The organism is Blastococcus sp. CT_GayMR16, from assembly GCF_004570875.1.
Lineage (GTDB): Bacteria > Actinomycetota > Actinomycetes > Mycobacteriales > Geodermatophilaceae > Blastococcus_B.
Genome location: NZ_SPQK01000002.1, coordinates 321,444 through 333,581 on the forward strand (window position 1 = coordinate 321,444; position 12,138 = coordinate 333,581).

Genomic DNA, 12,138 nt, shown 5'->3' on the forward strand with positions numbered 1-12,138 from the left:
AGGATGCCGGACACCCACGCGCCCCGAACGGAAGGAGCGCCCTCAGAGCATCGTGCGGAGGCGCTCGCGGCGGGCGCGCAGGACGTCCACCGACGCGGACGCCGACGGCGGACCGGGCACGGTCGCCCGCAGCTGCGTGTGGATCACCGCGTGGGGCTGGGAGGTCCGGGAGGCAACCCGGCTCACCAGCCGGTTGATCTCCCGACGAAGCTCCGCGGCGTCACGCCACGACCCGCCGCTCTCCACGTCGGGCAGCTCCTCGACGAGCAGAAAGTCCTCGCCGTCGGCCCGGTGGCTCGCGGCGATCCGCACCCGCAGCTCGTCGTCGCGCTTGGACAGCAACTCGGCCGTCTGTGCCGGCGTGAGCAGGCCGGGGATGCCGAGGAACTCCTCGTCCTCGGGCGCGACCACGACGGGGCCGGTGCCCTCACCGGTGTGCGCCGTCCCGCCGTGGAGGACGTGGGCGAACCGCGCGTCGGCCTCCAGCGCCTCCCAATGCGGGAGCCCGTCCTCCTTCTCCTTCGGCGGCAGCGGTTCCAGGTCGAGCTCGTCCCCCACCTCGGTCTTCGGCGGCGGCATGACGTGGTTGCGCTCCTCCTCCATGGACGCCGCGAGGGAGAGCAGCGGCCGCACGGCAGGGAGGAACACGGTCGCCGACTCGTGCGGTGCGCGGGAGCGGACCACGCGGCCGACGGCCTGGGCGAAGAACAGCGGCGTCCGGTACGAGGTCATCCACGCGAGGACGGCGGCGCGCGGGACGTCGACGCCCTCGGAGATCATCCGCACGCAGACCGCGATCCGGGCCGAGCCGGTCGCGAAGCGCTCGATCTTCTTCGACGCCTTCGGGTCGTCGGAGAGGATCAGCTCGGCGGCCTTGCCGGTCACCCGGCGGACGATCTTGGCGTAGGCGCGGGCGTCGTCCTGGTCGCTGGCGAGGATCAGTCCGGCGGCGTCGGGCATCCCGCTCTCGCGCAGGTGGGTGATGCGATCGTCCATGGCGGCGATGACGTGCGGCACCCACTGGCCCTTGGGGTCCAGCGCCGTCCGCCAGGCCTGCATCTCCACCGACTTGGTGCCGGCCTCCGACAGGGAGGCGGCGACGACCTCACCCGCGGAGTTCCGCCAGCGCGACGTCCCGGTGTAGGCGGCGAAGACGACCGGCCGGACGACGGAGTCGGCCAGCGCCTCCTTGTAGCCGTAGGTGAAGTCCGCACGGCTGACGAGGCCGCCCTGGCCCTCGAAGCTGTCCTCGTCGTACCGGACGAACGGGATGCGCTCGTCGGCCTTGGTGCGGAACGGGGTCCCGGTCAGGCAGAGCCGGCGGGCCGCGCGTCCGAAGGCCTCCTCGGCGGCCTCGCCCCACGAGAGGCCGTCACCGGCGTGGTGCACCTCATCGAGGATCACCAGCGTCTTGAGCGAGGTCGCGCGAGCCGCGTGCAGCATCGGCTTGCCCGCGACCTGCGCGTAGGTGGTCACGTAGCCCTGGGTGCCGGCCCGCACCGGTCCGACCGCGTTGGTCAGGCCGGGGTCCAGCACGATGCCCATCTGGTCTGCGGCGTCGGCCCACTGCAGGCGCAGGTGGTCGGTGGGGCACACGACGATGACGCGCGCGACCTCGCGGCGGGAGAGCAGCCGCGCGGCCAGGGTCAGGGCGAACGTCGTCTTCCCCGCCCCGGGCGTCGCGGTCACCAGGAAGTCCTTCGGGGACTGCTCCTCGTACTGCCCGAGGGCCCCCTGCTGCCAGGCTCTGAGCGGTCGGCTCGACGTCTGCGGGCTCAGGGCCTCCGCTCGTGCTGCACTCCCCATATCGGGACCCATTCTGCTGTCCGCGGCGGCAACACGCCCAACCGGTCACCTCCCGCGCGCCTCCCCGCTACCGACGTATGGGCGCGGCGTGCAGGCCGCTGACCTGCGAAGATACGAGTCAAGGGCTGAGCGTGTGGGGATCCTCATGTCCGTGCCGGACCGGCACGTCACGCCCCGCCGGTCCCGACGATCCCAGCCGTCCCGCGGACCCCGACGGACCGTTCCCGACTGGGTTCGGAAGGTCACGAACGCGCCCGGAGCGGGCCACCGGCCACCACGCCCCGCGGCTACGGTCTGGCCGCATGACGCGCTTCGTGATCGACGCCCCGACGTTGCTGCATGTGGTGGCCGAGGGCGTCCCGATCGGGCCCGGCCACCGACTGGTCGGGCCTCCGCTCCTTCGCTCGCAGGCCCTCGCGCTGCTGTTCGAGGCGGTGCGCCGGAGCGAGCTCACCGAGGACGAGGCCCTGGGGCATCACGACGTGATGACGCGCATGAAGGTGCGCCTGCTCGGCGACCGCGTCTCCCGCCGGGTCGCCTGGCAGATCGCCCGCGAGCACGGCCTCGACTCCACGGTCGACGCGGAGTACCTCGCCGTCACGCGACTGCAGGCCGATGCCTACGTCACCGTGGACGACGTCGTCCGGGGGCGGGCCGAGGGGATCGTGCCCCTCGCAACGGTCGTCCGGCTGTCGCACTGATGGCGGTCCTGGCCGGCGCGGGTCCTCAGGCAGGGCCGAGGAGGTCCCACCGGTTGCCGGCGACATCGAGGAAGACGGCGACCCGGCCATAGGGCTCCGAGCGCGGCTCGGTCACGAACCGGACCCCCGCGGCGGCCATCCGCTCGTGGGCGGCGGCGAAGTCGTCGACCCGCAGGAAGAAGCCGACCCGGCCGGCGACCTGGTTCCCGATCACGCGGGCCTGGTGCTCGTCGGCGCGGGCCAGCAGCAGCCCCGTCGCTGCCCCCGGCGGGCGTACGACCACCCACCGCTTCGGCCGCCCGTCGTTGGTCGTCGACGGGGAGTCCTCCACCAGGTCGAAGCCGAGGACGTCCACGAAGAAGCGGATCGCCGGGTCGTACTCCTCCACGACGACGGCGACGAGATCCAGGTGCATGGCCCGCAGCCTTCCATCGGGTCATTCGTCAGTCGGCGGGCTCGTCCACCCAGCCGGGGCCGTTGACCTCGCCCGGGCCGGCCAGGTCGGCGGCGTCGACGATCGTGTACGCGTAGCCCTGCTCGGCGAGGAAGCGCTGCCGGTGGGCGGCGTACTCGCTGTCGAGGGTGTCGCGGCTGACGACCGTGTAGAAGTGCGCCTGCCGGCCGTCGGCCTTGGGGCGGAGCACCCGGCCGAGCCGCTGCGCCTCCTCCTGCCGCGACCCGAAGGTTCCCGACACCTGGACGGCGACGGCCGCCTCGGGCAGGTCGATGGAGAAGTTCGCGACCTTGGAGACGACCAGCACACGGATCTCCCCGTTGCGGAACTGGTCGAACAGGCGCTCGCGCTCCTTGTTCGTCGTCGACCCCTGGATGACCGGTGCGTCCAGTGCGGCGCCGAGCTCCTCGAGCTGGTCGAGGTAGGCGCCGATCACCAGCGACGGCTCGTCGGGGTGCCGCTCGAGCACCCGGCGGATCACCGGCAGCTTCGACTGCGCGGTGGCCGCGATCCGGTAGCGCTCCTCGGGCTCGGCGACGGCGTAGGTCATCCGCTCCTCGTCGTCGAGGGAGACGCGCACCTCGATGCACTCGGCCGGCGCGATGTAGCCCTGCGCCTCGATGTCCCGCCACGGGGCGTCGTAGCGCTTGGGCCCGATGAGGGAGAAGACGTCGTCCTCCCGGCCGTCCTCGCGCACGAGCGTGGCCGTCAGGCCGAGCCGGCGACGGGACTGCAGGTCGGCGGTCAGCCGGAAGATCGGCGCCGGCAGCAGGTGCACCTCGTCGTAGACGATCAGCCCCCAGTCCTGCGCGTCGAACAGGCTGAGGTGCCGGTACTCGCCGTTGCGGCGGGTGGTGATCACCTGGTAGGTCGCGATCGTGACCGGGCGGATCTCCTTGCGCTCACCGGAGTACTCGCCGATCTCCTCCTCGGTGAGCGAGGTGCGCGCGATCAGCTCGCGCTTCCACTGGCGCCCGGCGACGGTGTTGGTGACCAGGATCAGCGTGGTCGCCTTCGCCTCGGCCATCGCCGCCGCGCCGACCAGCGTCTTGCCCGCACCACACGGGAGGACGACGACGCCCGAGCCGCCGGCCCAGAAGCCCTCGACGGCCTCCTGCTGGTAATCCCGCAGGTGCCAGTTCGACTGGTCGAGCTCGATCGGGTGGGCCTGGCCGTCGACGTAGCCGGCGAGGTCCTCGGCCGGCCAGCCGATCTTCAGCAGCGCCTGCTTGAGCCGGCCCCGCTCGGAGGCGTGCACGATCACGGAGTCCTGGTCGATGCGCGCGCCCAGCATCGGGGCCACCCGCTTGGACCGGACGACCTCCTCCAGCACCGCGCGGTCCGACGACGTGAGGGTCAGACCGTGCACGGGGTGGTTGGCCAGGGTCAGCCGGCCGAAGCGGTCCATCGTGTCGGCGATGTCGACCAGCAGCGCGTGCGGCACCGGGTAGCGGGAGAACCGCACCAGCGCGTCGACGACCTGCTCGGCGTCGTGCCCGGCCGCGCGGGCGTTCCACAGCGCGAGCGGCGTCACCCGGTAGGTGTGCACGTGCTCGGGGGAGCGCTCCAGCTCGGCGAACGGGGCGATCGCCGCCCGGCAGTCGCGGGCCAGCGGGTGGTCGACCTCGAGCAGCAGGGTCTTGTCCGACTGGACGATCAGGGGGCCGTCACTCACCAGGCGTTGGTTCCTCTTCCGGGATGGGGGTCCGATCCGCGGGCGCGCACCAGGGCGCCAGGAGGATCGGGGACTCTCCACCGTAACCGTCCGGCGGGGCGCTTACTTCCCGGGAGGAGGTCTCAGATCCAGTCCCGCCGCAGCGGTGGCGGAGTTTCCCCGGGCTTCTGCAGCAGCACCTGGTGCACGCCCAGCTTGCCCGCCTCGAAGGCGAGCGCACTGGCCGACATGTAGAGCCGCCACACGCGGGCGCGTCCTTCGCTCGTCAGCGCGACGGCGTCGTCCCAGTGCTTCTCGAGGTTGTCCACCCAGGCCCGCAGGGTGAGGGCGTAGTGCTGTCGCAGCGCCTCGACGTCGAGCACCTCGAGGTCGTCGGAGGTCAGCGCGGTGACCATGTCGCCGAGGCTGATGAGTTCCCCGTCGGGGAAGACGTACCGGGCGATGAAGGTGTCGTCGTTCCAGGTGGTGGCCTCTTCGGCCCAGGAGATCGCGTGGTTGAGCAGCCGGCCACCCGGACGCAGCAGCACCCCGAGCGTGGCGGCATAGCCGGGCAGCTTCGCCCGCCCGACGTGCTCGGCCATGCCCACGGAGCTGATCGCGTCGAAGGGCCCGTCGTCGACCGCCCGGTAGTCCTGGACCCGGATCTCGACGGAACCGGTGAGACCCGCCTCGGCCACCCGCTTGCGGGCCAGCACCGCCTGCTCCTGGGACAGCGTGATGCCGACGACCTCGGCGCCGTACTCCCGTGCGGCGTGTATCGCCAGGCTGCCCCAGCCGCAGCCGACGTCCAGGAGGCGGACACCGGGGCGCAGTCCGAGCTTCCGGCAGACCAGGTCGAGCTTGGCGTCCTGGGCGGCCTCCAGACCGACGCTCTCGTCGTCCCAGACGGCGCAGGAGTAGACCATCGACGGCCCGAGGACCAGCCGGTAGAAGTCGTTGCCGATGTCGTAGTGGTGTGCCACGGCGGCGGCGTCCCGGCGCTTGCTGTGCAGGCGGCCGTACCGGCGGAGGCGCACCTCCTCGGGGGGAGGTGGCGGCTCGCGTCCGATGACGCCGAGGGCCAGGCCCGTGCGCACCAGGGCGAGTCGCTCGGCGACGGACGGGGCCGGAGACTCACCCGGCGCCAGGCGGCCGGTCGAGCTGAGGGCGGCGAAGGGCGTGTAGAGGTCGTCCTCGACGTCGAGCTCACCGGCGACGTAGGCGCGGGCCAGGCCCACCTCGTCAGGTGCCCACACGAGCCGGCGGATCGCCTGGGGGGACCGGATGATCACCAGCGGCGCGTCGTCCGGGCCGGCCACGCTGCCGTCCCACGCCTGCAGTCGCACCGGCAACCGGTCGACCCCGAGGACCGGTGCCAGCGCCCCGGCCAGCTGCTCGGCGACAGTCGTCTTCTCCGCCATCTGCGCCTCCTGAGTGACGCGGTGATCATCCGCCCCGTGACCGGTGCGGCACCACAGTCAGAATGGTTGCGCAGCGCAACCTACGCCTGTGCGGCCCCGGATGGCTTGTCTTCCTCCACGAGCGCGACGGATGTGATGCGATGCACGGCGAAGGTGCTGTTCTCCCCGCGGCGCTCGTCGTAGCCCTGGAGGAAACCGCCGGCCAGTGACACCGGACGGACCACGCGCTGACTGCCGCTGCCCTGGGCGTCGACGTACCCGAGCCAGATCGGCAGGCCCGCGCTGACGGCGCGGGAGAGGAGCTCCAGCGTGCTCGCGGTGGTGACGCCCGGGATCTGGCGGACCGCCTCCCCGCGGCGGGCCGACAGCGCCGCGTCACCCGCGCGCATCTGCCGCACGGTGGTGTCGAGCTCGTCCGGCGTCAGGGGGCGCGGCGCGGGGGAGTGCTCGGTGCCGGTCCGTCGTCCGGCGGCGCGTGGTCGGGCCGCGGGCCGGGTGAGGACGGCGCCGCCCGGGTTCTCGCCGGCGGGGGCGTAGCCCGCGTCGCGCAGCACCGTGAGGATCTCGTCGGCACCCAGGCCGCTCACCAGCACCCCCGGGGCCAGCCGGCGTAGCTCGGCCGAGGCGGCCCGCCGGTCGTTGAGCACCTGGGACAGCAGGCCGTGGTCGTCGGAGCGCACGTAGGACTCGAAGGCGCCGACCCGGAGCCGGCCGTGCTGCCGGGCGACGTCGTCGATCAGGTAGTCCAGGGCCTGGGGCACGGGGGTCCGGGAGGCCTTGGTGAAGAAGTCGTGCAGGTCCGTCGCCGACCAACCTGCATCGAGGGCCCGCCGGACGCTGGACTCCGAGACGCGGAAGACCGTCGCGCCGCCCGAGGACTCGACGTCGGCGACGACGGCAAGGGTGTCGGCCAGCTCGGAGACCAGTGGGCCCGGGGCGATCAGCGAGAGGTCGGGCTGGGTGAGCACGTGGTCGACCGGCTCGGGCAGCAGACCGCGCATGCCGTCGGAGGCGCCGTCCTCACCGCGGGCCAGCAGCCCCCGCCCGGCCGTGGAAAGCACCCCGCCGACGACGAGCCCGAGCCGGGCGGCCTCCGCCAGCATCGCGGGTACCGGTGCCAGCCGGTCGGCCCGGCGTGGGGTGCGCCAGCGCAGCAGGGCGACCAGGTCGTCGTCGGACAGCCCCGACCCCGGCCGGAACTCGCCGAGCACGGTCAGCGCCGAGCGGCGGATCGCGGGGGCGGTGTGCCGGACCAGGTCGGGCGACAGCGGGTTGACGGCCTTGCCGGCGACGTCGCGCTGTCCCACGAGCGACGGCAACCGGACGCCGCCCAGCCACCCGGCCGCGAGAGCAGCCCAGCGGTCGGGGAGGTCCTGCTCGCGCCAGATGTCGTAGCTGCGGGTGGGCAGCCACTCGTCGCGGTGCGGGCCCCCGACGTCGAGGAGTCCGGCGGCGTAGGCGAGCTCCAGCAACCACGCGGCCTCGGGCTCGCCGACGTGCAGCACGCGCGCCAGCCGCTTCTGGTCCCGGACGCCCACGCCGCCGCTGCGCAGCAGTCCTGCCGGTTCCTCCTCGAGGAGGCCGAGCAGCTCGCCGACCTTGCCGACGCTCTCCAATGCGGCACCCGCCGCCCGTCGGTCCACCGAGCCCTGCTCGTGGGTGGCGACCGCGGGTTCCGGGCGCAGCCGCGGCGGACCGAAGGGCCGGTCGCCCCGCAGGTGCAGACCGATCTCCCGCGGCAGCTCCACGTTCAGGGCGTCGATCCGGGCGAGCAGGCCCCGCTGGAGGAGGCGGCGGGCCGGCGTCCCGGCGCCGTCGGACGGGCCGTCGGGCAGGTGTCCCACGGGTCGCTCCCCGGCCAGGCGCTCGAGCACCGCACGCTCGTCGGGCTGGAGCTCGTCGAGCGCCCCGGCGAGGTCGGCCGGCAACTGGATGCGCAGCTCGGCGGCGCGGCGGCCCAGCCCGGCGGGGTGCCGCACGGAGCGCCGGACCGGGTCGGGGGCGCGCAGGAGCTCGTCGCCCCAGAGCAGCGCGCGAGCCGTGAGCCGCTCGAGGGACGCGGTCAGGACGTCGTCGGGCAGGTCGGGCAGGGCGCCGGGGAGCTCGCCCGTGGCGACGCCGTCCGTGGGGGCGAGCAGCACCACGTCGAGCACCTGGAGCGTGGCGGCGTCCAGCTCGTCGAGGGCCCGGTCGACCGAGACGGGCACCGCGAGCCGGCTGGCCAGGGCGACGACGTCGGAGGGGGCGGGGCGGGCGACGTCGGGGCGGGCCACCAGCAACGCGCTCAGCTGCTCGTCGCTGCGGGTGCGCAGCCAGGCGGCCAGCGTCGGAGGAGGGTCCGTGGGCATCCGGTCCACGCTACGTCGTCGTCGCAAGCGGCTGCTGACAGCATGGAGGGATGCAACCGGGAGGCGACGATCCGCAGACCCGCTCGGCCCTCGCCGCCCACCAGGTGGGTGCGCTGCGCTGGCTCGGCGGCGGCGTCATCGCCGTCGTGCTCGCTGCCCTGCTCGGCACCGCGGCCGCCGCGATGGCCGGCAGCAGCGGGCGGCGGGTGCCGGCCGCCGGCCTGGTCGTCGTCGCGCTCGTCTTCATCGGCATCGTCGCCGTCGGCGCCGGCATCGGCGCGCTGCTGCGGACGGTGCGCTGGCGACGGGCCCTGGCGGCGGCGAGCTGGCGGACCGGGACGCTGCGCAGCGCCGGCCCGTCGGTCATGGCGTTCGAGCCCGACGGCTCCGACGAGTCGGTGTCCCTCCGGCTGCTCAGCACCGCGATCTGGCGGACCCGGGCGGTGCAGGGCCTGGACGGCGCCGAGGTGCGGGCGGCCCCCGTCGGCGGCGGGCAGTGGGTGTTGACGGCGGACGGCCTGGGCACGATGGTCGGAGCCCGGTCGGTGCGCCGGCGTTCCTGAGCGACGGGCCCGGGCGGGGGACTGTGCGTGCGCACGACGGGTGGTGTCCGCGAAGATGACCCCGACGTGCGCCGCGCGGTGCACCTGGACACGGAGGCGACATGGCCAAGCGCAAGGCGAAGAACGTGCACCTGGTGGAGCCCACCTGGGGTCAGTCCGAGGACGGCGGCCCGCCGCTGACCGAGCTGACCAGCGAGTCCGCCGGCGCGCTGTCGCCCTTCGGTGAGGACCACAGCTTTCCGCTGCCGGTCGACCTGATCCGGTACGCCCACCCGACCGACAAGCCCAACCGCGCCGGCGTTCAGGTGGTGGAGGGCCGGTGAGTGCACCCGCGCTGCCGTCCTACAGCAGCGGGACCTCCACGGTCCCCCTGCTGGGCGACACGATCGGGGCGAACCTGGATCGGACGGCGGCGCGGGTCGGCGAGCACGAGGCGCTGGTCGAGTGCGCCACGAGCCGGCGCTTCAGCTATCCCGGGCTGGTCGCGGCGGTCGACGCCTGCGCGCTCGGCCTCGACGCCCTCGGGGTGCAGAAGGGCGACCGCGTCGGCATCTGGGCGCCCAACTGCGCCGAGTGGGTGTTCGTGCAGTACGGCACGGCCAAGCTCGGCGCGATCCTGGTCAACATCAACCCCGCGTACCGCACGCACGAACTGGGCTACGTGCTGAAGCAGGCCGGGATCTCGGTGCTGGTGTCGGCGCCGCAACTCAAGACCAGTGACTATCGCGCGATGGTCGCCGAGGTCCGCGGCGAGTGCCCCGAACTGCGGGAGGTGCTGTTCCTCGGTGACCCCGAGTGGGAGCAGCTGCTCGCCACCGGCCGGAGCGCCGACCGCGGCCTCCTGGCCCAGCGGGAGACCGAACTGTCGGCCGACGACCCGATCAACATCCAGTACACCTCCGGGACGACGGGCTTCCCCAAGGGCGCGACGCTGACCCACCACAACCTGCTCAACAACGGGTTCTTCGTGGGCGAGGGCTGCGGCTACACCGAGGCAGACCGGATCTGCATCCCGGTGCCCTACTACCACTGCTTCGGCATGGGGATGGGCAACCTCGCGGCGACCTCGCACGGCGCGACGATGGTGATCCCCGCGCCGGGCTTCGACCCCGCGCTGACCCTGCAGGCCGTGCAGGACGAGAAGTGCACGTCGCTGTACGGCGTCCCCACGATGTTCATCGCCGAACTGGCGCTGCCGAACTTCGCCACCTACGACCTCACCAGCCTGCGCACCGGGATCATGGCCGGCTCGCCGTGCCCGGTGGAGGTCATGAAGCGGGTGGTCACCGAGATGGGCATGGACGAGGTGACCATCTGCTACGGCATGACCGAGACGTCCCCGGTCTCGACCCAGACGGGCGCCGACGACGACCTCGACCGGCGCACCTCGACCGTCGGGCGGGTGCACCCGCACCTGGAGGTAAAGATCGTCGACCCGGCCACGGGGCTCACCGTGCCCCGCGGGGAGACCGGCGAGTTCTGCACCCGTGGGTACTCGGTGATGCTCGGCTACTGGGAGGAGGCTGAAGTCACCGCGAAGACCATCGATTCCGCCCGCTGGATGCACACCGGCGACCTCGCGGTCATGGACGGCGAGGGCTACCTCAACATCGTCGGCCGGATCAAGGACATGGTCATCCGCGGCGGGGAGAACGTGTACCCGCGGGAGATCGAGGAGTTCCTCTACACCCACCCGGACATCGTCGACGCCCAGGTCATCGGGGTGCCCGACGAGCGGTACGGCGAGGAGCTCATGGCCTGGGTGCGGCTGCGCGAGGGCGCCGATCCGCTCACCGCCGAGGGCCTGCGCGAGTTCTGCACCGGCAAGCTGGCCCACTACAAGGTGCCGCGCTACGTCAAGATCGTCGAGGAGTTCCCGATGACCGTGACGGGCAAGATCCGCAAGGTCGAGATGCGCAGCGTCTCCGTCGAGGAGCTCGGCCTCGAGGGCGCCGCGGCGGTCAAGAACGCCTGACGGGCCTTTATGGCCATAAGGGCCGGGGGCTCAGGCCTTGGCCTTGGAGGACGACGCCGGGGTCAGTCGCACGATCAGCTTGGACACCAGGCTGCCGACGACGACCCAGATCAGCGCGGCCAGCCCGTCGTTGATGGCCTCGGCGATCTTCGGGTCCGACGGCGTGAACAGGTTCTTGGTGAACCAGCCGAAGGTGTCCCGCCAGCCGGCGGTGAAGCGGACCAGCAGGTTGTCCGGGTTGGCCTCGAACAGCACGAAGACCGCGTGGACCACGATCAGCGCGGCGATCACCGAGCACACGACCCGGACGATCGTCGCGAGGAGGGTGAAGACGCGGGCTGAACCGGTGCTGGCCATGCGCGTCATGATCTACCTGTGACCACCGGTCCGCATCCGGTGCGGGCGATCACGAGGGTCCGCAGGGGACGACGAGCGCCCGGTGGTCGGACAGCGGGAGCCGCACCGCCTCGGCCGCCCCGGTCGCTCGCACGCCGCCGCGGGCCAGCACGTGGTCCAGCTGCCGCCGCGGATGGTCGACCGGGAAGGTCGGGGCGGTCGCCAGGGGCCGCAGCCCGGTGACCCGGGCGGCCTGCCGCTGCTCCATGTTGAGGTCGCCGATGACCACGAGCGGCTCCCGTGTGCCGGTGAGCGAGCGGACCAGCCGGCTCAGCTGCAGCGCGCTCCACCCCGGGATGAACGACAGGTGGGTGTTGCAGACGGTGAACTCCCCGAACGGGCCGTCCAGGACGGCGGCGACGGCGACCCGTGGCTCGTCGCTCACCCAGATCGGCTTGCGCGAGCCCTTGAACCACATCGGGACGCCGGCGCGGAGTGCGGGCAGCCGGACCACGCGCCACGAGACCACCGGGTACCGGGACAGCAGCGCGATGCCGTACGTGGCCGACCCGGGCTGCTCGTCGCCGGTGGCCGCCATCCAGGTGCCACCGGGTGTGCCGGCGAGCGCGGCGACGAACTGGTGCTCCGGGGCGCCCATGGCTTCGGCGGCGACCGCGGTGAGGTCGGCGCCGAACGAGCGCGGCTGGTCGCGGTCGACCTCCTGCAGCCCCAGGACGTCGGCGTCCAGGCTCTTCACGGCGGCGGCGAGACGGTCGACGTCGACCTGGCCGTCGGCCAATGAACGCCCGTGCAGGATGTTGAAGGTCGCGATGCGCACGCTCGACCTGTGCCCCGCCCGGGCCGGTTCTACCGCCCGTGT

Annotated in this window: 11 protein-coding genes; 4 read left to right on the top strand and 7 right to left on the bottom strand. The window is 73.0% G+C overall.

The genetic code is table 11. The features are described 5' to 3' along the window. Positions 1-42: 42 nt before the first annotated feature. Positions 43-1,818 (bottom strand): DEAD/DEAH box helicase family protein, encoded by a 1,776-nt coding sequence (locus E4P38_RS04245; RefSeq protein WP_348633776.1) that lies wholly within the window; start codon positions 1,816-1,818, stop codon positions 43-45. Positions 1,819-2,108: 290 nt separating this feature from the next. On the opposite strand from E4P38_RS04245, the gene E4P38_RS04250 reads away from it, so the two are divergent. After that, complete coding sequence (locus tag E4P38_RS04250; RefSeq protein WP_135130506.1) at positions 2,109-2,507, top strand: hypothetical protein; 399 nt, start codon at positions 2,109-2,111, stop codon at positions 2,505-2,507. A gap of 25 nt (positions 2,508-2,532) precedes the next feature. Here the strand turns inward: E4P38_RS04250 and E4P38_RS04255 are convergent, their stop codons facing one another. From E4P38_RS04255 to E4P38_RS04270, 4 genes are all read right to left on the bottom strand, one after another. Beyond that, on the bottom strand, positions 2,533-2,922 hold the full coding sequence (locus E4P38_RS04255) for a VOC family protein (protein ID WP_135130507.1): 390 nt from the start codon (positions 2,920-2,922) through the stop codon (positions 2,533-2,535). A 28-nt stretch (positions 2,923-2,950) separates the two neighbouring features. Continuing rightward, positions 2,951-4,636, bottom strand: coding sequence for a DNA repair helicase XPB (locus tag E4P38_RS04260; RefSeq protein WP_135130508.1), 1,686 nt, complete (start codon positions 4,634-4,636; stop codon positions 2,951-2,953). Between the two features lie 122 nt (positions 4,637-4,758). Further along, a complete protein-coding gene (locus E4P38_RS04265; RefSeq protein WP_135130509.1) occupies positions 4,759-6,036 on the bottom strand; it encodes a class I SAM-dependent methyltransferase in 1,278 nt (425 codons plus the stop codon). Between the two features lie 80 nt (positions 6,037-6,116). After that, positions 6,117-8,384, bottom strand: coding sequence for a helicase C-terminal domain-containing protein (locus E4P38_RS04270; RefSeq protein WP_135130510.1), 2,268 nt, complete (start codon positions 8,382-8,384; stop codon positions 6,117-6,119). A 50-nt stretch (positions 8,385-8,434) separates the two neighbouring features. Between E4P38_RS04270 and E4P38_RS04275 the strand changes: the two genes are divergently transcribed. The 3 genes from E4P38_RS04275 to E4P38_RS04285 all read left to right on the top strand — a co-directional run bounded on the left by E4P38_RS04275 (position 8,435) and on the right by E4P38_RS04285 (position 10,922). Beyond that, positions 8,435-8,947: a hypothetical protein gene (locus E4P38_RS04275; protein ID WP_135130511.1), complete on the top strand. Its 513-nt coding sequence runs from the start codon at positions 8,435-8,437 to the stop codon at positions 8,945-8,947. A gap of 101 nt (positions 8,948-9,048) precedes the next feature. Further along, positions 9,049-9,270 carry a hypothetical protein gene (locus tag E4P38_RS04280; protein ID WP_135130512.1) on the top strand — a complete coding sequence of 74 codons (222 nt, stop codon included), beginning with the start codon at positions 9,049-9,051 and terminating at the stop codon, positions 9,268-9,270. Continuing rightward, positions 9,267-10,922 carry an AMP-binding protein gene (locus E4P38_RS04285; protein WP_135130513.1) on the top strand — a complete coding sequence of 552 codons (1,656 nt, stop codon included), beginning with the start codon at positions 9,267-9,269 and terminating at the stop codon, positions 10,920-10,922. The genes E4P38_RS04280 and E4P38_RS04285 overlap by 4 nt, the downstream gene beginning before the upstream one ends. Positions 10,923-10,952: 30 nt before the next feature. On the opposite strand, the gene E4P38_RS04290 is transcribed toward E4P38_RS04285, so the two are convergent. Together E4P38_RS04290 and E4P38_RS04295 are read right to left on the bottom strand one after the other, a co-directional pair. Continuing rightward, positions 10,953-11,279 (bottom strand): hypothetical protein, encoded by a 327-nt coding sequence (locus E4P38_RS04290; RefSeq protein ID WP_135130514.1) that lies wholly within the window; start codon positions 11,277-11,279, stop codon positions 10,953-10,955. Positions 11,280-11,328: 49 nt separating this feature from the next. Beyond that, complete coding sequence (locus tag E4P38_RS04295) at positions 11,329-12,096, bottom strand: endonuclease/exonuclease/phosphatase family protein (RefSeq protein WP_135130515.1); 768 nt, start codon at positions 12,094-12,096, stop codon at positions 11,329-11,331. Between the last annotated feature and the right edge of the window lie 42 nt (positions 12,097-12,138).